Consider the following 20,976-nt stretch of genomic DNA (forward strand, 5'->3'; position numbering starts at 1 on the left):
CCTTTATGCTTCTTCTCCCAGCAGCTGCAGCAGCTGTTCGGGGTTCATGGACAGAATCGCGCCGTCTGCCCCGCCGGTAACGGTGTCGGCCAACGACTGCTTGGCCTGCTGCAGCTCCACGATCTTTTCCTCAATGGTGTCCTGCGCGATCAGCCGATACACCTGTACCGGGTTGCGCTGACCGATGCGGTAGGCGCGGTCGGTGGCCTGATTTTGCGCGGCAAGGTTCCACCACGGGTCGTAGTGGATGACGATATCGGCGGCGGTCAGGTTGAGGCCCGTGCCGCCCGCCCGCAGCGAGATGAGAAAGACGTCCGCCTCGCCCTGATTGAACCGGCGCACCTGCTCGGCACGCACCGGCTTCGGGGTAGAGCCTTGCAGGGTGAAGTGGCTCACCCCGGCCTCGTCCAGCCGCTTTGCCAGCAGCTCCAGCATGGAGGTGAACTGGCTGAACAGCAGAATGCGGTGCCCGCCCGCCACCGCCTCGGTGACAAGTTCCAGACAGGCTTCCAGCTTGGCGCTGCTGCCGGTCCAGTTGTCTGCCACAAGGCGCGGGTCACAGCAGATCTCCCGCAGCCGCATCAGCACGGCAAACACGGTCATCTTGTCCTCCGGCTTTGCCGCCCGCAGCTTTTCCCGGGCGTCCACCACCGCTGCCAGATACAGCTTGCGCTGTTCCGCTTCCAGCTCGACGCGGCGCACATTCTCGGTTTTGGGCGGCAGCTCCCGCAGCACCTCGGACTTCATGCGCCGCAGGATGAAGGGGCCGGTGAACTGGTTCAGCCGCCGCACGGCGTTGGCATCCTCATCCTGCACGATGGGCTTTTCAAACCGGGCGCAGAAGGTCTTGTAGGGGGGCAGATACCCGGGCATCAAAAAGGAGAAGATGCTCCACAGCTCGCCCAAGCGGTTCTCCACCGGGGTGCCGGTCAGCGCAAAGCGCACCCGGCTGTTCACCCGGCACACCGCCTTGTATTTCTGGGTGGTGTGGTTTTTGATGGCCTGCGCTTCGTCCAGAATGCAGGCGTAAAAGCTTTGCCCGGCATACAGTTTTTCGTCCCGGCGCAGCAGGTCGTAACTGGTAATGACGAGATCTGCCTGCGCCCACCCATCGACCAGTGCAGCGCGGTGGGCGGCATCGCCGTCCATGGCTACGCTTTGCAGCTGCGGAGTGAACTTCTGGCATTCCTCCTGCCAGTTCAGCACCAGCGACGCCGGGCAGACGATGAGGCTGGGCAGCTGCTGCCCGCCTTCCTTCATGGCCAGCAGGTAGCTGAGCAGCTGCACGGTCTTGCCCAGACCCATATCATCGGCCAGAATGCCGCCCATGCCGTAGCCGTCCAGCGTGCGCAGCCAGCGGTAGCCGTCCCGCTGGTATTTGCGCAGGGTCTTTTGCAGCGAGAGCGGCGGGGTATATTCGCTGTCCCGCACGGCGTGGAAGCTGCGGCTGATGCGCCGGAAAGCATCGTCCCGGTCGAACCGCAGACCGTTCTGCCCCGAAAGCGCCCAGTCCAGCGTGGGGGCGCGGTAGAGCGGCAGAGCGGCGTGGCCGTCCTTCAGCTTTGCGCCGGAAAGTTCCAACGTGTCGTTCAGCTCGTCCAGCCCTTCCAGACTGTCATCCAGCCGCAGCAGACTGCCGTCCCGCAGGCGGTGGTAGCGTTTTTTCTGGTGCAGGGACTGCAGCAGTTCCCGCAGTTCCTCCACCGGGAAGGCGCCGGTGTCCACTTCCAAGTCCAGCACGCTGCCGTGCACCGAAACCCCTACCGAGATCTTAGGCGGGGCGGCTTGTAAGTTGCGGAAGGCATCGGTCTGGTACACCTCGCCCATGGCCAGCAGGGCGGGAATGCCCTCTTCCAGCAGTTGGAAAAGCGCCTCCTCCCCGGAAAGGCTGTAATGCCCCGGCTTGCCGGTCTCGGGTTCCAGATAGGTTTCCAGCAGCCGCTTTGCCCGGTTCTCGGTGCGGGCATCCCGCAAAAGGTCGGGCGGCACCGGCTCGCCGGGGGCTACCCTGTCCTCTCCGTACAGAAAGACCGGGTAGGCCGTAACGGTAAGCCCCCGGTCGGCATCCAGATAAAACTGCACCACCGGTTCCAGCGGGATCTGGTTCAGCAGCAGCCGGTCGGGGTCCACGATGTTGACCCGGTTGCCCAGTTCCGGCAGCACATAGCTGCAAAAGGCGGCGGCGTCCGCGCTGGTAAAGAACAAGCTGCGCCCGCCAAAGGTCTCCAGCACCGGCAGCACCCGGCGGCATTCCTCCCGCTGCATCCGCCAGAGGGTGCTTTCGCCCAGCAGATAGGCATAGTCCAGCCCCTGCACCCCGCTGAGCGCCGGGGTACAGCTCAGCTGCACGCCGCCTTTGCGGCGCTCCACCTTCAGGCTGATGACCGGCAGACCCTCTTTAAGGGTATAGCCGCCCACAACGCCCTCGGCGGCGTAAAGCTCCACAAGGGCATCCAGCCCCTCGCCGGTCAGCGGCAGACCGCCCGCCGGGCCTTTGTCCCAAGCAGAGCGCACCGTGCCCTCGGCTTCAAATGCCTGCCGGGCGCTCACCTGACGGCGCAGCAGCCGCAGCAGCTGCTGCGCATCCGGGGCAAAAGCGTCCCACCGGTGCACGAAAGCCAACGATTTCCCGTAGCTGACGCTTTCGCCCCGCTCGATCGCATCCAGAAACTGCGGGATGCTTTTTACCAGATACTGCCGCCCGCCGATGCCGTCCGAGACCCGCAGCCGCAGCCAGATACGGTCGTTGTGCACCGTAAGTTCCGGTTCCAGCAGGGCAAAGCCGGTGCGCTGGGCAGCGGGCTGGGGCAGGGGCTGCGCATCCTCCCGCTGGTAGCGCTTCAGCAGCAGCTGGGCGGCGTAATCGGTCTCCGGCTCTTCTCCCCGCCACTTGCGGCCGAACAGCATATCCAGCCCAGCGCTGTAACTGTCCTTGCGGGGTTCGGTGCTCAAGCCTGCCACGCCCCGCTGCACCCCGGGGATGCTCTCCAGTTTCTTTACCGGAGCCTCCGGGGCAGGCGGGTTCTTTTCCGCGTCCTGCAATAGCAGCGCACCGATATGCTTGCAGTAGGTGCCGTCGCCGTTTTGATTATAGGGGCAGTCGCAGGAGGCGCTGACAAAGCTGCCGTTTTCCCGCAGCCAGACCTGCGTATAATAGCAGTCCGGCCCGCTGCCCTGCACCAGCGCCGTCAGATGCCGCACCCCGTCCTCGTTGGTGGTGCAGCTGCTTTGCAGGATGCGCTTGCGGTATTTCTGCGCCCGCTCAAAGATGCTTTTGCCCAGCAATGCGCGGATCTCCTGTGCGTCCATGTGTTCTCCCTCCCCTGTGCTGTCGCGGTTCCGGCCTATTCTATAAGAATACCGCGTTCCACCCCGGGATGCAAGGGTAGAAGGGTAAAAAACGTTTAGAAAACGCCGGGCGGGACGATTTTGAATGGCTTCCGCTATCGGGTTGCGGCACCCAGCATCCGCATCGTGCCTTGGGCGGCACGTGCGTCTTGCTGGCCGCTGCCCCAACAACTCCTTCCTGTTTCCGCCGCTGGCGGCGGTCGTCGTCGTTGCTAGCCATATTCAGCGGAAGGATTATTTTTAATTTCGGGATAACGGAGCGTCTGCGGACGCTCCGTTATCCCATTTTCACGGGAAGGGTCGCAGCGGGAAACGGCATTTGCGGCACGAACTTCTTCGCTATAAAAAGCAAAAACACCGGAACATCTTTCGGCGTTCCGGTGTCTTTTGAACTCAAATCACTTTGCCTGCGGATGGGCGGCATCGTTGCGCAGGGCGCTTTCGCGGATCTTTTCCAGCGTCTGCTCGCTGAGGATGTGCTCTGCCTTGCAGGCGTCCTCGGCGGCGGTCTGCTCGTCCACGCCCAGCTGCACAAAGAAGTGGGTCAGCAGCTGGTGGCGGCTGTAAATGCGCTGGGCGATCTCCAACCCGGGCTCCAGCAGGGTCAGGTTGCCTTCGCCGTCCACCGCGATATAGCCGTTCTCCCGCAGCTTTTTCATGGCGATGCTCACGCTGGCTTTGGTAAAGCCCAGCTCATTGACAACATCAATGGAGCGCACTTTACCCATACGCTGGCTCAGCATCAGGATCGTTTCAAGATAATCTTCCGCGGACTGGTGGATCTGCATGGTTTGTCCGGCCTCCTGCCTTATTCCCTCTGGGGGATTTTTCCGACAGGGTATGTGTACCCTCTGTCGTATGTTAAAGGATATCACACTTTTGCGGTTGATGCAAGTAATTCGCAGCAAGTTTTGTTAAACTAACCATACTTTTCTGCACAGAACTGCTGTTTTGCCGGTTTTGCACCGCCCCTGTTTTGTGCAAAGGGTGCAATTTACAGCGCAGCCAGATAGGCCGCAGGGCCTGCCTCGTACAGGTCGCCGCCGTGGGCGTCCAGCACCACGGTCAGGGGCATATCCTGCACGGTCAGGCGGCGCACCGCTTCACAGCCCAAGTCCGGCCATGCGATCACTTCCAGCGTCTGCACGCTTTTTGCCATCAGCGCACCGGCACCGCCCAGCGCAGCCAGATACACCGCACCGTTGCGCACCACAGCGTCTTTGACGGCGGCGTCCCGCTTGCCTTTACCGATCATGATCTTGTTGCCCAGATCCAGCAGCCGGGGGCTCATGGCGTCCATGCGTCCGCTGGTGGTAGGCCCTGCCGAGCCGATGACCTCGCCCGGGCGTTCCGGGGTGGGGCCTACATAATAGATGGCGCTGCCTTCCAGATCAAAAGGCAGGGTCTCGCCCTTGTCCAGCGCTTCCATCATCCGCTTGTGTGCCTGATCCCGGGCGGTGTACACCACACCGGAAAGCAGCACGGTATCCCCCGCCTTCAGCGGGGCCAGATCCTGCGCGGTGCAGGGGGTCGTCAGTCTGTATTCCATTCTTCTCCCCTCCTTACAGCTCCGCGCTGGCGCGGCGGGTCACATGGCAGGAAACGTTCACCGCCACCGGCAGACCCGCCACATGGGTGGGCATCTGCTCAATGGCAAGGCCAAGGCAGGTAGTTTTGCCGCCAAAGCCCTGCGGACCGATGCCCAGTGCATTGATGGCGGTAAGCAGCTCCTGCTCCAACTGGGCGTAGTAGGGGTCGGGGTTGGGGATATCCAGCGGACGCAGCAGCGCCTTTTTGGCCAGATACGCCACCTTGTCAAAGCTGCCGCCCACGCCGATGCCCAGCACGATGGGCGGGCAGGGGTTGGAGCCGGCCAGCTTTACGGTATCCACCACGAACTTTTTAAAGCCCTCCACGCCGTCGGCGGGCTTGAGCATCTGGATGCGGCTCATATTCTCGCTGCCAAAGCCCTTGGGCGCCACCGTGATGCGGCAGCCCTCGCCGTCCACCAGATGCACCGTGATGGCTGCGGGGGTGTTATCGCCGGTGTTGCCCCGGCGCAGCGGGTCGGCCACGATGCTCTTGCGCAGATAGCCGTCCGTATAGCCCCGGCGCACGCCCTCGTGGATGGCGGCTTCAAAGCTGCCGTCAATGTGCACCTCGGTGCCCAGCTCCACGAACACACAGGCCATGCCGGTGTCCTGACAGATGGGCAGTTCTTTCTCCTTTGCAGCGTCAAGGTTCGACCACAGCAGGTCTAATGTGTTCTTTGCCAGCGGCCACGGCTCTTCTTCCCGCGCCTTTTCCAGCGCGGCCTGCACGTCCTGCGGCAGCTGGGTGTTGGCTCGGATGCAAAGGCGCGCCACCGTATCCGTAATGCTCTGTGCGGAGATCGTTCTCATGCCTGTATCCTCCGCTTACAGCCGTGCCACACCGGTCTCGCGGGCAGCCTTTGCCACGGCATTTGCCACAGCCTCAGCCACGCGGGGGTCGAACGCGCCGGGGATGATGTTCTCCTCGCTGCGGTCGGCATCGGTGATGAGGTCTGCAATGGCGTAGGCAGCAGCCAGCTTCATCTCGTTGTTGATATCCCGGGCGCGGACGCTGAGCGCGCCCTTGAACAGGCCGGGGAAGCACAGCACGTTGTTGACCTGATTGGGGAAGTCGCTGCGGCCGGTAGCCATCACGCGCACGCCGCCCGCCTTGGCTTCGTCCGGCATGATCTCCGGGGTGGGGTTTGCCATGGCAAAGACGATGGCGTCCTTGTTCATGGTCTTGCACAGCTCAGTGGTCAGGATGCCGGGGCGGGACACACCGATGAACACGTCTGCGCCCTCCAGCGCTTCCTTCAGGCCGCCCTTGATCTGGCGGGGGTTGGTCACCTCGCCCAGCCAGTTCTTGTGGGCTTCGGCGCTGTTGCAGCCCTTGTACAGGGTGCCGAACTGATCCACTGCCACGATGTCCTTGGCACCGGCGGTCATGAGCATCTTGATGATGGCAGTACCGGCAGCGCCGGGGCCGTTCAGGACGATGTGCACGTCCTCCATCTTTTTGCCCACCACCCGCAGGGCGTTGATGAGAGCAGCGGTGACCACGATGGCGGTGCCGTGCTGGTCATCGTGGAACACGGGGATGTCCAGCTCCCGCTCCAGGGTCTCCTCGATCTCGAAGCACTCGGGACTCTTGATATCCTCCAGATTGATGCCGCCAAAGGTGGGTGCGATGGCCTTGCAGGCAGCGATGACGCTGGCAGCGTCGTGGGCGTCGATGCAGATCGGGAAGGCGTCCACGCCGCCGAACTCCTTGAACAGCACGGCCTTGCCCTCCATGACAGGCAGACCGGCTTCCGGGCCGATATCGCCGAGGCCCAGCACGGCGGTACCGTTGGAGACAACGGCCACCATGTTGCCCTTGAAGGTGTACTTATACACATCGTCGGGGTTTTCCTTGATCTTGCGGCAGGGCTCGGCCACACCGGGGGTGTAGGCGGTGGACAGGTCGTCACGGGTGGCGACCTCCACCTTGCTCACGATGCCCACCTTTCCCTTGTGGGTCTCGTGCATTTCCAGAGCTGCTTTATTGTAATCCATGGTTTTATCCTCCAATTTCAGCAAAAGGCTTTCCCCCGCAGGGAAAGGCTCATACAGTTTTATTGTAGCAGAACCGCCGGGGTATTTCCACCGGTTTTGCGGTATTTCCCGCCTCAAAGCGGTCAAAAGTGATACCTGTGCCGGGCGGCATTTGTGGAATTTTAGCAAAAATCTTTTCTTTTCGCATTTTTCCGTTATAATAGTAAGGTATGATATTTGCATTCTCCGTGAAAACGGTCTGCTATTTTTAGGAGGTACCTCTTTTGAAACGCAATACCAAGACCCTGTTGTGTGTGCTGTGCGCGGTAGCCGCTGTGCTGTGCGTGGTTTTCGCCTGCTTTATGCTGACCAAGAAGCAGAGCGGCACCACGGCATCCTCTGCCGCATCCGGCGCAAGCGTGTCCACCTACGGCAAGGTGTCGGATTTCGACTATTCCAGCTTCGATTACTCCGAGGGACTGGACGATAACGGCCACTGGACCGGCATCCGCGCACTGGACTATGTGACCCTGCCGGATAATGTATCCGCGCTGCCGCTTTCTAAGGCAGACATTGAGCCCACCGAAGCCGAGATCCAGACCCAGATCGACACTTTGCTGAACCGGTACGCCACCACCCAGAACATCACCGGCCGGGCGGCCCAGAGCGGCGACACCGTGAACATCGACTATTCCGGCGCGGTGGATGGCGTAGCCTTTACCGGCGGCACCGCCACCGGCTACGACCTGACGCTGGGCAGCCACACCTTTATTGACGGCTTCGAGGATCAGATCATCGGTCACAACATCGGCGATGTCTTTGACGTGACCGTTACCTTCCCGGAGGGCTACGGCGACTCCACCGATGCCGAGGGCAACACCATCCCCCTCAGCGGCAAGGAGGCCGTGTTCAGCGTGACCCTGAACGCCATCACCCAGAGCGTTGTGCCCACCCTGACCGACGAGTGGGTGGAGAGCAATTTTGCCGCCAGCGACGACCTGCACACCGCAGACGCCCTGCGCCAGTACTTTGACCGTGCCCTGTATGCCAACAATCTGGACACCGCCGCGATGGACTATCTGCTCACGAACTCCACCTTTAAAGAAGTCCCCACCCAGATCACCAGCTACTACATTCGTATGTTCCTGAACTACCACTCTCAGCTTGCCGCTAAGTACGACATGGAGCTGGATACCTACGCACAGGCCAAGGGCTACGCCGATGCGGACGCATTTCTGGCAGATTCCGATGCCTACTTTGAGCATCTGGCAAAGCAGGATCTTGTAATGCAAGCCATTGCAGAGCAGCTGGACATCACCCCCACACAGGAGCAGATCGACAGCGCCAACAGCTCCTACGCCGACACCTACGGCGCACAGCGCAGTATGCTGAACGCTTTGCAGCTGGCGGTGCTGGATAAGGTGGAGGAAAGCGCCGTGCTTTCCTGACAGACGTCAAAACACGATTTAAAATGGCTTCCGCTGCGCTCTAGCCATGTTCAGCGGAAAGATTATTTTAAATTTTGGGGTTCAGGAAAGTCTGCGGACTTTCCTGAACCCCATTTTCACGGGAGGGGTCGTAACGGAAAACGGCAGCTGCAGCGCCGCTTTCTGCGAAAGCGCGGCGCGGCGGGCGTGCCCGCTCCCCCGGGGGGAGCTGTCGCGCAGCGACTGAGGGGTTATAAATGGAGAAGCGAAAAAAGCGTTAAAGCGCTAGCGCCGACCGGCGCAGCGCTAGCTTTTTTGTGCTTCGACTTCTTCTTTAGGATTGTTAAGGGCGTGCAGCCCTTGACGACGGGTTGCGGCACCCAGCATCCGCTTCGTGCCTTGGGCGGCACTCGCGTCTTGCTGGCCGCTGTCCCAACAACTGCTCCCTGTTTCCGCCGCTGGCGGCGGTCGCAGTTGTTGCGTTGCGGGGTGGGTGGAGTCCAGAGGTAGGGAGGGGGGAGTCGGAACACCCCTCCCTGCCTCTGGCCCAGCGGAGCGTCTTTGCACGCTGAAAGCAAGCAGAAGCTTTCCCCCAGCGGCGTTGCAGATGAATTTTCCGCTGCATTTTCTCCTTACAAAGCAAAAGGCCGCTGCACGGTGAGGTGCAGCGGCCTTTGGTTTTCCACATCTTTACTTGGCAGTGTTGATAAAGCTGCGGTTATCCCACAGGTACTTGATGCCGGAGATGGCGGTCACAGCAGCCACCAGCCAGCACAGGGCGATGGAGACCACCACCACGATGGAAACGCTTTCCAGCGTGCCGCGGTAGCTCAGGGCAGTGCCGAAGAAGTAGAAGATGATGCTCAGCATCTGCAGCACGGTCTTTACCTTGCCCCACATATTGGCGGCGATGACCTTGCCGTCCTTGGCACCAGCAGCCACCATGCGCAGACCGGACACCGCAAACTCACGGGCCAGAATGATGCACAGCACCACAGGGCTGCACACGCCGTCCCGCAGCATGTAGATGAAGGCCACGGTGGTCAGCAGCTTGTCGGCCAGCGGGTCGGCAAACTTGCCGAAATCGGTGACCATGTGCCACTTGCGTGCCAGATGGCCGTCCAGAAAGTCGGTGAAGCTGGCAGCCGCAAACACGATACCGGCCAGCAGGTAGAAGGTGGGGTTGAAAGTGCCGTCTACGATGCCGTCCAGACCGGTCAGGGACACAAAGATCATGAACACCGGCACCAGAATAATGCGGGTCAGGGTAAGTTTATTGGGCAGATTCATAGATTTTATCCTCCAATTCGTTATTTTACGACTGTACCATACAGATCGTAAAGGTCGCTGTCCTCTACCAGCACATCATAGAACTGGCCGGGGTACAGCGGTTCCTCGCTGGAAACGCAGACGCAGCCGTCCACCTCCGGCGCATCGCCGGTGGTGCGGCAGAGGTACAGGCCGTTTTCCTCGTCGATGCCGTCACACAGAACGTGCACGGTCTGGCCCACCTTTTCGGCCTGCTTCTGCGCCATGATGCCGGTCTGGATCTGCATCACCAGCTCGGCGCGCTTGTCCTTGACTTCCTGCTCGATCTGACCGTCCATCCGTGCTGCCACGGTGTTCTCCTCGGCGGAGTAGGCAAAGCAGCCCAGACGGTCGAACTGCACTTCTTTGACGAAGTTGCACAGATCCTCGAACTGCTCCTCGGTCTCGCCGGGGAAGCCCGCGATCAGGGTGGTGCGCAGGGTGATGCCGGGGATCTCGCGGCGCAGCTTGCCGATGACCTCCAACAGCTCCGCACGGGTGGAGCGGCGGTTCATGTTCTTGAGGATGGTATCATTGCAGTGCTGGATGGGCAGATCGAGGTAGGGCACCACCTTCTCGTTGCGCTTCATGGCGGCGATGAATTCATCGGTGATGCGCTCCGGGTAGGCGTACATGATGCGGATCCATTCCAGCCCCGGCACCTTGTTCAGCTTGTCCAGCAGCTCACAGATGCTGCCGGGCTTGCCCCAGTCCTCGCCGTAGGCGGTGGGGTCCTGCGCCACAACGATAAGCTCCTTCACGCCCTCACCGGCCAGCCAGCGGGCCTCGGCAACGCAGTCGGCCATATCGCGGCTGCGCAGCGGGCCGCGGATGCCCGGGATGGCGCAGTAGTGGCAGCGGTTGTTGCAGCCCTCGGCGATCTTTAAGTACGCATAGTGGGCGGGCGTGCCGATGACGCGCTTGCCGCCCAGCGGGAAGTCCTTTTTGGCGCCGTAGCTTTCCAGATGATCCTCGCCGTGGAACAGCCGCTCCACGATGGTGTCAATGGCCTTGTTGGAGGCGCAGCCCACAACAGCGTCAACCTCGGGGATCTCTTCCTCGATCTGGCTGCGGTAGCGCTCGGCAAGGCAGCCGGTAACGATGACCTTCAGGTTCGGGTTCTGCTGCTTGTAAGCGCAGGCTTCCAGAATGTTTTCAATGGCCTCGGTCTTGGCGCTCTCGATAAAGCCGCAGGTGTTCACAAGAATGACATCGGCTTCGGCCAGATCGGCCACGGTCTCGTGCCCGGCAGACAGCAGGATGTGCACCATCACATCCAGATCCACCTGATTTTTCGGGCAGCCAAGGGAAATACACGCAATTTTCATAAGGGACGATACTCTCTTTCTCTTTTGAGGGATGCTTTTGATTTTGACGATTTAAGGATTTAAAATGCGCTCCGCGGAGCGCTCCAAACGCTATTTTCACAGGAGGGGTTTAGAACGAACTCCCTCAGTCAAAACCTGTCGGTTTTGACAGCTCCCTCTGGGAGGGAGCCTTTAGCATGGCGGGAAAGCTTCTTATTGCACTTGAGACTTTAGCACCGAGGGAAACGGCGTGCGCCCTCTCCGTCTTTGCTTCGCAAATCCACCTCTCCCAAAGGGAGAGGCAAGAGCACTACCGGAAACTCTCTCATTACATTTAAAACTTCAGCAACGAACGTAACGGCTTGGCTCTCCCTGAGAGGAAAGACTTCCCCCGCTCCGGGGGAAGATGTCACCGTAGGTGACAAAAGGGGGAATCTGGCGCGGGAGCGCCTGAGAGGGCGTTTTATTCCTCCTCCACCCTGCGGATGGCTTCTTTGATGACAGGGTAGGCAAAGCCGCGGCGCTGCAGAGCGGCCACCACAAGGTCTCGGCGGCCGATGGAAAGCTTTTTGCGGTAGCGGCTGTCCACCAGCGCGGCGGCGGCTTCCAGCTCCGGGTCATCGCCGTCCTCCGGGGCGTAGACCGCTTCCAACGCACCTGCTACCTCGGCGGGAGCAAGCCCCTTCTGGCGCAGGCTCTGGGCGGCGGCGCGGCGGCTTTTGCGGGCAGCCAGCAGGCTGTGCGCCCGTGCTTCGGCATAGCGGGCATCGTTCACATAGTCCAGCTGCACCATCTCCGCCACAGCGGCGGCGGCGGCCTGCTCGGTATAGCGGCGGCAGAGCCGCTCATACAGCATATTGGCAGAGACCTCCTGCCCGGCCAGCGTTTCCAGCGCGCTGGCCCGCGCCTTGGCGGGGTCGGCGCACTTTTCCGCATCCGGGCGGGGTCGGCGTCGGTAGAAGGCCATTTAGTCCTCCACCATGATGTCCAGCTCGCTCTCGCTGCTGCGGGTGGGTGCCTTGACTACCGGCTCCTTTGCGGCGGCGGGCTCGGCGGGCTTTTCCGCTGCGGCTGCGGCGCGGCCTGCCGGGCGGCGGGTGGCGTACAGCTTATCGGCGTTGGCGCGGATCTGCCCCTCGATGTCATTGGCGATCTCGGGGTTATCCTTTAAGAACTGCTTGGCATTGTCGCGGCCCTGACCCAGACGGATATCGCCGTAGTTGAACCATGCGCCGCTCTTCTGCACGATGCCCAGCTTGACGCCCACGTCAATGAGCTCGCTCATTTTGGAGATGCCCTCGCCGAACATGATATCGAACTCGGCCTCACGGAACGGCGGAGCCACCTTGTTCTTGACGATCTTGGCGCGGGTGTGGTTGCCGATGAACTGACCGGAGGAGTCCTTCAGACCCTCCACGCGGCGGATGTCGATACGCACCGAGGCGTAGTACTTCAGGGCGCGGCCGCCGGTGGTCACCTCCGGGTTGCCGTACATGACGCCCACCTTCTCACGCAGCTGGTTGATGAACACGCAGACCGTGTTTGTCTTGCCGATGACGCTGGTCAGCTTGCGCATAGCCTGACTCATCAGACGTGCCTGCAGACCCACATGGCTGTCGCCCATCTCGCCCTCGATTTCGGCGCGGGGCACCATGGCGGCTACCGAGTCCACTACGATGGCATCGATGGCACCGGAGCGCACCAGTGCCTCGCAGATCTCCATAGCCTGCTCGCCGGTGTCCGGCTGGCTGACCAGCAGGTTATTGATGTCCACGCCCAGTGCCTCGGCATAGGTGGGATCCAGTGCGTGCTCTACGTCGATAAAGGCCACCTCGCCGCCCTTCTTCTGGGCTTCGGCAAGGATGTGCAGTGCCAGCGTGGTCTTACCGCTGGATTCCGGGCCGTACACCTCGATGATGCGGCCGCGCGGCACACCGCCCACGCCCAGCGCCAGATCCAGCCCCAGACTGCCGGTGGAAATGGCATCCACCTGCATGGAGGCGTTGTCGCCCAGCTTCATAACGGCGCCCTTGCCGAACTGCTTTTCGATCTGCGCCAGCGCCGTAGCCAGCGCGTCCTTCTTGGCTTCCGGCTCGGTCTTTTGGGTAGCCGGTGCAACGTTGTTGTTCTGATTTTTTGCCATAGCCTGCTGCTCCTTTTATCCTTTGGGCCCGCAGAGGGCGGGCGGTGCTTTGCTTTCCTTCTTAGTATAACACAAAATCAAAATATTACAACAAGAAGTTGTTTGTTTTTTCCAATTTATTTTGGGCGATGGGCGATCACGCAGCGGTCGTTGCCGCCAAAGTCCTGGATGCAGCGGATCTCTGCCCAGCCGTTCTCAGCCAGCAGGGCGGTTACGGCTTCCCGCTGCTGCCAGCCGATCTCCAGCACCAGCGCCCCGCCGGGGCACAGCACATTTTGGTAGTGCTGCGCCAGCGCCCGGTAGAACACAAGGCCGTCCTCCCCGGCTTCCAGCGCCATGGCAGGTTCCTGCGCCACCTCGGGCTGCAGCTGCTCCATCTCGGCAGCGGTCAGGTAGGGCGGGTTCGAGACGATGAGTTCCAGCTGCCCCTCCGGCAGCGTTTCCCAGTAGGTGAACAGATCTGCCTGCACCGGCTGCACCGCGTAGGCGGGCTTTTTGCCTGCCCGCAGCGCGTTCAGCGCCGGGCCCCAGTCAAAAGCAGGGGCATCCGCCTGCTCTAAGGCAGAGGGTTCCAGCACGTTCTCGGTCTGTCTGCCCTGCCCGGTCAGAGCGCAGCGGGCGTTCTTTTCCAGATAAGCAAAGGCCGCCGGGCTTTTTTCCACACAGGTCACCTGCGCGGCGGGGCAGAAGCGCTTGACCCCCAGCCCCAGACAGCCTGTGCCGGCGCACAGGTCCAGCACCCGGGGCGATGCGATGCCCGCAAGGGTCTCGGCGGCGGCCTGCGCCACCACCTCGGTGTCTGCCCGGGGGCAGAGCACCCCGGGGCCCACCGCCAGCTCAAAGTCCAGAAAGCTCCAGCTGCCGCAGAGGTATTGCAGCGGCTCCCGCGCGGCACGGCGGGTGCAGAGCACTTCCAGCGCCGCTGCCTGCTCTGCGGTCAGCGGGCGGTCGGAAAGGCGCACGTCCCGCCCGGTCGCCAGCCGGAACAGCTCCCGCGCGTCAAAATCTGCGTCCGGGCAGCCTGCGGCGGTCAGCCGCTGCTCCACCTCCCGCACCGCTGCGCGGGGGAGCATTGCTTCGCTTACCATTTGCCCTCCTCCGGGGTCTCCGGCAGCACGGGGGTAACGGCTGCAATGGCCACCTCGATCATGCTGTCGTCCGGTTCAAAGACGGTGAGATGCTGCACCCAGATGCCCGGCTGCCGGATAATGCGGGTGGCAATATTGTCCGACCGGCCGCACCACTTGAGCAGCTCGTAGCTGATGCCCATGACCAGCGGCAGCAGCAGCAGCTTGCACACCACCCGCAGACCGATGCTGCCCCACGGCAGCACGCTGTACAAGAACACGCTGACGATGACCACCAGAATGAGGAAGCTGGTGCCGCAGCGGGGATGGAAGCGGGTGTACTTGCGCACGTTCTCCACGGTCAGTGGGTCGCCCGCCTCGTAGCAGGCAATGGTCTTGTGCTCCGCACCGTGGTACTCGAACACGCGATGGATCTCCTTCATTTTGGAGATGCCCACCATATAGGTCAGGAAGATGGCCACCTTCAGCACGGCCTCCAGCACCACCTTGCCCCAGCGCCCCAGCGGCAGCAGACGGTTCACCCCGCCCACAAGGAAGGTGGGCAGCACGGTGAACAGCAAAATGGCCAGCAGGCCGCCCAGCACCGCAGCCACGGTCAACAGTGCGTTCTCGGCTTTCTCGCCCAGATGCTCCCCCACCCATTTTTCAAAGGCGGTCTCCTCCTCGGCGGGGTCGTAGTCGTCCCCCATGCTCACCTGTGCCGAGTACATCATGTAGCGGTAGCCCACGATCATGCTCTCGATCATAGAAATAGCGCCGCGCACCAGCGGGATCTTCGTCCATACCCCGTGGGCGGGGGTAGGGTCGAGCTTGGTCTCGATGGTGCCGTCCGGCTTGCGCACGGCGCAGCACATCTGCTTGGGGCCGCGCATCATGATGCCCTCCATCAGCGCCTGCCCGCCCACGCTGGTTTTAAAGCGTTCCTTTTTAGGTTGATTCATTGGTTTCTCCCGATATCCGCCCCTGCCGCTTTGGGCAAAGAGCGGTCTTTTTGTATTTTATCCGGGTCAAGACCCGGGCAAAATTTATTCTAGCACACAAATGTGACAAAATCTGTGTTCTGGGGGCATTGCTCACGCCTTATGGTACAGCGGCAGACCCAAGGTGACCACGGTGCCGCGCCCGAGGGTGCTCTTGATATCCAACGTACCGTCCAGCGCAGTCATGATGGAATCCACCAGCGCCAGACCGATGCCGCTGCCGCGCACCGAGTTGCTGCCCTTGTAGAACTTGGTCTTTACGTTTTCCAGATCCTCCGGCGGGATGCCGCGCCCCTGATCGATGATCTCCACAAAGGCCTTGTACTCCCCTGCCCACAGCTTGACCGTGATGCGTCCGCCGGGGGCAGAGTATTTGATGGCGTTATCCAGAATATTGATGAACACCTGCCGCAGACGGTCAGGGTCGGCGTAGACGGGGATCATCTCCTCCGGCTCGGTGTAGTGAAGCAACAGCCCCTCCTGCCGGATGCGTGCCTCGCAGAAGAGCACCGCATCGGTCAGCTCTGCCACCAAGTCCAGCGGGCGGCACTCCATGCGGATGCGTCCGTTCTGCAGGCGGCTGAAATCCAGCAGCTCCTCCACCATGTTGTTCAGCCGCCCGGTCTCATTGTTGATGATCTCCAGCCCCTTGCGGTAGTTCTCGTCGGTGGGGTCGTCCAAAGTCATCAAGGTCTCCACCCAGCCCCGGATGGAGGTAAGCGGGGTGCGCAGTTCGTGGGACACCGAGCTGATGAACTCGTTCTTCATCTTTTCGGTCTCTTCCAGCCCCTCGGCCATCTGGTTGATGGTGCCGCGCAGCCGGTCCACCTCGTCGTGGGGGTCGCCGGTCAGGGGCAGACGCACATCCAGCTCGCCCCGGGCGATGCCGGCGGCGGTGCGCTCCACCTGCCCCAGCGGCACCACAATACCCCGCACAAAGTACAGGCCGGACATAACCGTAAACAGCAAAATTGCCACTGCAATGAATCCGCTGACGATAACGGCGTTTTTGACCTGCCGCTCCACCAGCGCCAGACTGGTGACCAGCCGCAGAGCAGCCACGTCCTCGGCGTCGTAGGGCACCAGCGAGCAGGCCGCCATGACCATCTCGCCGGACTGGGTGCGGTACACCGCCACGCCCAGTCCGTCCGGTGCGCCGAGCGCCTGTTCAAAATCCTTACTGCTGACGATGCCCTCTGCATCTGTACCGCTGGAGGAGGCGATGACGCCGCCGTAGCTGTCCAGCAGCATGAACTCGTATTTATCCTTATCGGCAAACTGTTCCACCATGCGCCGCAGCGCCAGACTGCGGCTGGCGGCGGCGCTCTGGGCGGTATCGCCGGTATACATTTTCAGCTGACCGGTCACCGAGGAGAACCGCCGGTACATGATCTGCTGCACACTGCCGTAGTAGCTGCGGGTATAGCTGTACAAAAACATTGCCTCGGCCAGCAGCACCACCAGTACGGTGATAAGCAGGTTGCCCCGCAGCCAGCGGCGGGTGATACCGCTTCGCATAACAGTGTCCTCCTTTCGGTGAGTATAGACGAAAAAAATATTTTTTGTGATTCAGGAAAGTCCGCAGGACTTTCCTGAATCACATTTTTATTCTTCCCACCGGTAGCCGTAGCCCCACACGGTCATGATGTGGGTGGGGTGGCTGGGCTCGTCTTCCACCTTCATGCGCAGACGGCGGATGTTCACATCCACGATCTTTACATCGCCGAAGTAGTTCTCGCCCCAGACCCCTTTCAGGATCTTTTCGCGCACCAGCGCGGTACCCGGGTTGCGGAAGAACAGCTCCATGATCTGGAACTCCACCTGCGTCAGCTCGATGGGCTGACCGGCCTTCAGCAGCACGCGGCGGTTCTCGTCCAGCACAAAGTCGCCGCTGGTCAGGGTACCCAGCGGGGTGTTCTCCCGGCTCTCCCCTTCCTTGGTGCGGATGACCCGGCGGCACAGCGCCTCCACACGCGCCAGCAGCTCGCTGACGCTGAAGGGCTTGGTCATGTAATCGTCTGCACCGATGGACAGACCGCGGATCTTATCCTGCTCCTGCCCCTTCGCGCTGAGGATGATGATGCCGATCTGCTGGTCGGTGCGGCGGATGGTCTCGCACAGCGAGAACCCGTTCATGCCCGGCAGCATCACGTCCAGAATGGCGGCATCGCAGCCGGGCTTCTGCGCCAGCAGCGGCAGGGCGGCTTCGGCGCTTTCGGCCTCCACTACCTCCATCCCCGCATGGCGCAGGTTCAGGGCGATCATATCGCGGATATTGGCTTCATCTTCTACAACAAGCACTCGTACCATGCAGCATCCTCCATTCCTTAATTCAGCAGATACAACGCCTTGGAAAGGCGGTAGTTCGTGTCGGCAAGCAAAACGCCCGGGCCCATTTTGGCCTGCACCTGACGGGACGCCACCACGCCCAGCCGGGTCCAGCCGGTGGAGTTGGCCGAGGTCCTTGCCAGCCGTACCGTCAGCACCAGCTGATCCTCGTCTACGGTGCGCAGCTCCACCGCGTCATCATATTCCTCGCTGTCGGCCAGTTTCAGATTGCCCTCCCACTCGGCGGGCAGCTCGATATAACAGTTGGTCTCCTCGTCCAGCAGGCCAAAGCTTTTTTCCGGGTGGCTGCTGGTGTAGTCCATCCAGACGATAAAGTCCATGCGGCGGCTCTGGCTCAGGTTCAGCAGACCCGCCTCGTCCGGCTGGGTGGGGATCTCCACGATGCCGTCCCCATCCAAGTCCCGGCTGACCAGCGTAGGCACATTGCGCAGAGAGGCATTATACAGCCGCTGGCTGCTGATCCTTGTGGCGGGCACCATCTGCTGGCTGTTCTCATCGTAGCACAGCAGCACCGAGGCCAGATTGTTGCCGGAAATGCCGGTCCAGCCGTCCAGCACCAGATAGTGCCGCCCGTCCGCGCCTGCGCCCGCCGCCACCGAAGCGCAGCCGGAGAACTTATCTGCGGAAAGGCCGTTGACTGCCACCTGCCGGAAGCTGCCTTTGCGGTCCGCGGTCAGCAGCTCGATCTGCACGCTGCCGTCCTCCTGCGTGGACATCAGGATCAGATCCTGACTGCTGCCGCCGGTGATATTTTCCACCAGATACTGCTCGTACTGCTGCTCCAGAATGGTGGACAGGGTGCCGTCCTGATAGGAATACACCGCCAGATAGTGGTCATTCTGGGCGGCGGTATAGCCCACCACCAGCTGGCAGCTGTCTGTATCCTGCAATTGGGCAAGGCTGACGTTCTCCACCGTTTCGGCAAGACCTTCCACGCTCTGGCGCACCTGCCAGCTTCCGGCGTCATCCCGCTGCAAAATGGCCACGCAAACGTTGGCGGTCTGGGCGGTGGTATACAGTACCGCCGCATCCTGCTGACCGTCGCCGTCCAAATCTTGCAGCACAAAGGGAGAAAGCAGCTCGCCCTGAATGGGATATTTCAGCTGGGCGCTCTCCCCCAGCCAGTCGTTCAGGGCAGTTTGCAGCGCGCCGTAATCGCCGGAAAGCTTCGGGGCACGCAGCAGCTCCTCTACCTGTGCCTTTTCGTTGGCCGGCAGCACGGTCTGGCAGTTGCACAGCACAAAGCACAGCAGCATACACAGCACCAGCCGCAGCCTGCGGGTCCTGTTCATACCGGTCAACCTCCTTCCGGGCATAAAATGCTATTTTCAGTATACCACACTTTGCGGGCACAAAAAAGGGGGTGAGGCATATCCGGCAAGCTTGCGCGTGGGACGATTTTGAATGCGCGCCGCGTCTTCCGGGTTGCGGCACCCAGTATCCGCATCGTGCCTTGGGCGGCACTCGCATCTTGCTGGCCGCTGCCCCAACAGCTGCTCCCTGTTTCCGCCGCTGGCGGCGGTCGTCGTCGTTGCAGCGGAAAGATTATTTTTAATAGAGCAATGCCGGAGCGTCTGCGGACGCTCCGGCATTGCATTTTCATAGGTGGGGTCGTGGAGGGAAACGGCAGCTGCCGCACCGCTTTCCGCGAAAGCGCGGCGCTGCGGGGAGAGTGGGCTCGCCCTCTCAGGCACCTGCGGTGACAGCTCTCCCAAAGGGAGAGCCAAGAGCACTGCCGGAAACTTTCTCATTACACTTAAAACTTTAGCAACGAGCATAACGGCTTGGCTCTCCCCTTGTGAGAGGAAAGACTTCCCCCGCTCCGGGGGAAGATGTCACCGTAGGTGACAAAAGGGGGAATCTGGCGCGGGAGCGCCTGAGAGGGCGTGCAAGGCTAACGGGTGCTGCTCCTCATCCGGCGCTGCGCGCCACCTTCCCCCGGCAGGTGAAGGCTTCAGCGGTGGCGGGAAACTTTGCGGCAGCATCGAAAGGCTCCCCCTTTTGGAATCCATCGCGCAGCAACTGAGGGGGTACCAGCCCCTATAACAAAAAAGAAACCACTGCACAAAAGCTGTGCAATGGTTTCTCTTGTTACTGTATCAAACAGTCAGAGCAGGATCAGACGAGCTCCAGAACTGCCATCTCAGCTGCGTCGCCGCGGCGAGCGCCGATCTTGATGATGCGGGTGTAGCCGCCGTTGCGGTCAGCGTACTTGGGGCTGATCTCGTCAAACAGCTTCTTTGCAACATCTTCCTTGGTGATGTAGGCGTAGACCTGACGCTTGGTGTGCAGGTCGCTGGCCTTGCCAAGGGTGATCATCTTCTCGGCCATGGAACGAACGTCCTTAGCGCGAGTGACAGTGGTCTCAATCTTGCCATTCTCTAACAGGTAGGTAACCATAGCGCGCATCATAGCGTTGCGGCTGTCGCTGGTTCTACCGAGCTTTCTGGTACCGGGCATCCCGTTTCACTCCTTAAATTATTTTAGTTATTCGTCATCCGTGTTCAGCTTGAAGCCAAGGGAGTCCAGCTTAGCCATGACTTCCTCCAGGCTCTTGCGACCGAGGTTACGGACCTTCATCATCTCGTCCTCGCTCTTGCTGACCAGATCTTCCACCGTGTTGATGCCTGCGCGCTTCAGGCAGTTGAAGGAACGCACGCTCAGATCCAGCTCTTCGATGGTCATCTCCAGAGCCTTCTCCTTGTCGTCGTTGGTCTTTTCTACCATGATTTCAGCGCCGGCGGCCTCGTCCGACAGGTTGACGAACAGGTTCAGGTGCTCGGCCAGCACACGGGCAGCCAGAGAAACGGCCTCCTGTGCGTTGATCGTGCCATCGGTCCAAACCTCAATGGTCAGCTTGTCGTAATCAATGGCCTGTCCAACACGGGTGCTCTCGACGTTATAATTCACCTTGAGCACAGGGGTGTAAATGCTGTCAACGGGAAGGGTGTTGATATCGTTCTTCTCGATGATAGCCTGTTTGTTGCGCTCTGCGGGCACATAGCCGCGACCCTTGTCGAAAGTCAGCTCCATAACGAGCTTGGCACCCTCGCCCAGAGTTGCAATGTGCCACTCAGGGTTCAGAATTTCGATGTCGTCGCCCTGCTTGATGTTGTCAGCAGTGACCTCACAGGGACCAACTGCCTCAACACGCACTGTCTTCGGACCATCGGTGTACAGCTTTGCAGCAATACCCTTCAGGTTCAGGACAATTTCGGTAACGTCTTCCTTGACGCCCTCAATGGTGGAGAACTCGTGGACCACACCGTCAATCTTGACGCTGGTCACGGCGACACCGGGCAGAGAGGAAAGAAGCACACGACGCAGGCTATTGCCCAGTGTGATGCCAAAGCCACGCTCCAGAGGTTCTGCCACGAATTTGCCGTAGCGACCGTCCGGGGACAGGCTTGCCGTTTCGATCTTGGGACGTTCAATCTCCATCATATCTATGCCCTCC

Annotated in this window: 17 protein-coding genes; 1 reads left to right on the forward strand and 16 read right to left on the reverse strand. The window is 61.0% G+C overall.

What is annotated here, in order from left to right; translation table 11 throughout:
- Positions 1-3: 3 nt before the first annotated feature.
- The 5 genes from ACXPUX_RS01285 to ACXPUX_RS01305 all read right to left on the reverse strand — a co-directional run bounded on the left by ACXPUX_RS01285 (position 4) and on the right by ACXPUX_RS01305 (position 6,938).
- Positions 4-3,309, reverse strand: a complete 3,306-nt coding sequence (locus tag ACXPUX_RS01285; RefSeq protein ID WP_458829440.1) for a DEAD/DEAH box helicase — start codon at positions 3,307-3,309, stop codon at positions 4-6.
- 437 nt (positions 3,310-3,746) lie between these two features.
- Positions 3,747-4,136, reverse strand: a complete 390-nt coding sequence (locus ACXPUX_RS01290) for a metal-dependent transcriptional regulator (RefSeq protein WP_015537258.1) — start codon at positions 4,134-4,136, stop codon at positions 3,747-3,749.
- 206 nt (positions 4,137-4,342) lie between these two features.
- Positions 4,343-4,897, reverse strand: coding sequence for a Fe-S-containing hydro-lyase (locus ACXPUX_RS01295; RefSeq protein ID WP_458829442.1), 555 nt, complete (start codon positions 4,895-4,897; stop codon positions 4,343-4,345).
- Positions 4,898-4,910: 13 nt separating this feature from the next.
- Positions 4,911-5,750 (reverse strand): fumarate hydratase, encoded by an 840-nt coding sequence (locus ACXPUX_RS01300; RefSeq protein WP_458829444.1) that lies wholly within the window; start codon positions 5,748-5,750, stop codon positions 4,911-4,913.
- Between the two features lie 15 nt (positions 5,751-5,765).
- Positions 5,766-6,938: an NAD(P)-dependent malic enzyme gene (locus tag ACXPUX_RS01305; protein WP_129872202.1), complete on the reverse strand. Its 1,173-nt coding sequence runs from the start codon at positions 6,936-6,938 to the stop codon at positions 5,766-5,768.
- A 263-nt stretch (positions 6,939-7,201) separates the two neighbouring features.
- Between ACXPUX_RS01305 and ACXPUX_RS01310 the strand changes: the two genes are divergently transcribed.
- A complete protein-coding gene (locus tag ACXPUX_RS01310; RefSeq protein WP_458829447.1) occupies positions 7,202-8,365 on the forward strand; it encodes a trigger factor in 1,164 nt (387 codons plus the stop codon).
- 669 nt (positions 8,366-9,034) lie between these two features.
- Here the strand turns inward: ACXPUX_RS01310 and pgsA are convergent.
- The 11 genes from pgsA to ACXPUX_RS01365 form a co-directional block, all read right to left on the reverse strand.
- On the reverse strand, positions 9,035-9,634 hold the full coding sequence (pgsA, locus tag ACXPUX_RS01315) for a CDP-diacylglycerol--glycerol-3-phosphate 3-phosphatidyltransferase (RefSeq protein ID WP_458829449.1): 600 nt from the start codon (positions 9,632-9,634) through the stop codon (positions 9,035-9,037).
- A 20-nt stretch (positions 9,635-9,654) separates the two neighbouring features.
- Positions 9,655-10,980, reverse strand: a complete 1,326-nt coding sequence (gene rimO / locus ACXPUX_RS01320) for a 30S ribosomal protein S12 methylthiotransferase RimO (protein ID WP_458829451.1) — start codon at positions 10,978-10,980, stop codon at positions 9,655-9,657.
- A gap of 442 nt (positions 10,981-11,422) precedes the next feature.
- On the reverse strand, positions 11,423-11,926 hold the full coding sequence (locus ACXPUX_RS01325; RefSeq protein WP_458829453.1) for a regulatory protein RecX: 504 nt from the start codon (positions 11,924-11,926) through the stop codon (positions 11,423-11,425).
- A complete protein-coding gene (gene recA / locus ACXPUX_RS01330) occupies positions 11,927-13,102 on the reverse strand; it encodes a recombinase RecA (RefSeq protein ID WP_081028509.1) in 1,176 nt (391 codons plus the stop codon).
- Between the two features lie 116 nt (positions 13,103-13,218).
- Positions 13,219-14,190: a N5-glutamine methyltransferase family protein gene (locus ACXPUX_RS01335; RefSeq protein ID WP_458829455.1), complete on the reverse strand. Its 972-nt coding sequence runs from the start codon at positions 14,188-14,190 to the stop codon at positions 13,219-13,221.
- Complete coding sequence (locus tag ACXPUX_RS01340) at positions 14,184-15,131, reverse strand: DUF1385 domain-containing protein (protein ID WP_458829457.1); 948 nt, start codon at positions 15,129-15,131, stop codon at positions 14,184-14,186. The genes ACXPUX_RS01335 and ACXPUX_RS01340 overlap by 7 nt, the downstream gene beginning before the upstream one ends.
- Before the next feature lie 132 nt (positions 15,132-15,263).
- A complete protein-coding gene (locus ACXPUX_RS01345) occupies positions 15,264-16,688 on the reverse strand; it encodes a sensor histidine kinase (protein WP_249241220.1) in 1,425 nt (474 codons plus the stop codon).
- A gap of 87 nt (positions 16,689-16,775) precedes the next feature.
- The gene (locus tag ACXPUX_RS01350) at positions 16,776-17,480 is read right to left on the reverse strand and encodes a response regulator transcription factor (protein ID WP_458829459.1); all 705 of its coding nucleotides are present in this window, start codon (positions 17,478-17,480) and stop codon (positions 16,776-16,778) included.
- Between the two features lie 17 nt (positions 17,481-17,497).
- Positions 17,498-18,811, reverse strand: a complete 1,314-nt coding sequence (locus ACXPUX_RS01355) for a hypothetical protein (protein ID WP_458829461.1) — start codon at positions 18,809-18,811, stop codon at positions 17,498-17,500.
- Positions 18,812-19,637: 826 nt separating this feature from the next.
- A complete protein-coding gene (gene rplQ, locus ACXPUX_RS01360) occupies positions 19,638-19,979 on the reverse strand; it encodes a 50S ribosomal protein L17 (protein ID WP_005934891.1) in 342 nt (113 codons plus the stop codon).
- 27 nt (positions 19,980-20,006) lie between these two features.
- Positions 20,007-20,963, reverse strand: a complete 957-nt coding sequence (locus ACXPUX_RS01365) for a DNA-directed RNA polymerase subunit alpha (protein ID WP_458829464.1) — start codon at positions 20,961-20,963, stop codon at positions 20,007-20,009.
- Positions 20,964-20,976: the final 13 nt, after the last annotated feature.

Source organism: Faecalibacterium sp. PGM34, from assembly GCF_054456555.1.

Bases quoted from the DNA above. Each gene is read 5' to 3' on its own strand.
- ACXPUX_RS01345 (WP_249241220.1), bottom strand. From the start codon at position 16,688: ATGCGAAGCGGTATCACCCGCCGCTGGCTGCGGGGCAACCTGCTTATC.
- ACXPUX_RS01365 (WP_458829464.1), bottom strand. From the start codon at position 20,963: ATGATGGAGATTGAACGTCCCAAGATCGAAACGGCAAGCCTGTCCCCG.
- ACXPUX_RS01285 (WP_458829440.1), bottom strand. From the start codon at position 3,309: ATGGACGCACAGGAGATCCGCGCATTGCTGGGCAAAAGCATCTTTGAG.
- pgsA (WP_458829449.1), bottom strand. From the start codon at position 9,634: ATGAATCTGCCCAATAAACTTACCCTGACCCGCATTATTCTGGTGCCG.
- ACXPUX_RS01355 (WP_458829461.1), bottom strand. From the start codon at position 18,811: ATGAACAGGACCCGCAGGCTGCGGCTGGTGCTGTGTATGCTGCTGTGC.
- rimO (WP_458829451.1), bottom strand. From the start codon at position 10,980: ATGAAAATTGCGTGTATTTCCCTTGGCTGCCCGAAAAATCAGGTGGAT.
- ACXPUX_RS01300 (WP_458829444.1), bottom strand. From the start codon at position 5,750: ATGAGAACGATCTCCGCACAGAGCATTACGGATACGGTGGCGCGCCTT.
- recA (WP_081028509.1), bottom strand. From the start codon at position 13,102: ATGGCAAAAAATCAGAACAACAACGTTGCACCGGCTACCCAAAAGACC.
- ACXPUX_RS01290 (WP_015537258.1), bottom strand. From the start codon at position 4,136: ATGCAGATCCACCAGTCCGCGGAAGATTATCTTGAAACGATCCTGATG.
- rplQ (WP_005934891.1), bottom strand. From the start codon at position 19,979: ATGCCCGGTACCAGAAAGCTCGGTAGAACCAGCGACAGCCGCAACGCT.
- ACXPUX_RS01350 (WP_458829459.1), bottom strand. From the start codon at position 17,480: ATGGTACGAGTGCTTGTTGTAGAAGATGAAGCCAATATCCGCGATATG.
- ACXPUX_RS01325 (WP_458829453.1), bottom strand. From the start codon at position 11,926: ATGGCCTTCTACCGACGCCGACCCCGCCCGGATGCGGAAAAGTGCGCC.
- ACXPUX_RS01305 (WP_129872202.1), bottom strand. From the start codon at position 6,938: ATGGATTACAATAAAGCAGCTCTGGAAATGCACGAGACCCACAAGGGA.
- ACXPUX_RS01295 (WP_458829442.1), bottom strand. From the start codon at position 4,897: ATGGAATACAGACTGACGACCCCCTGCACCGCGCAGGATCTGGCCCCG.
- ACXPUX_RS01335 (WP_458829455.1), bottom strand. From the start codon at position 14,190: ATGGTAAGCGAAGCAATGCTCCCCCGCGCAGCGGTGCGGGAGGTGGAG.
- ACXPUX_RS01340 (WP_458829457.1), bottom strand. From the start codon at position 15,131: ATGAATCAACCTAAAAAGGAACGCTTTAAAACCAGCGTGGGCGGGCAG.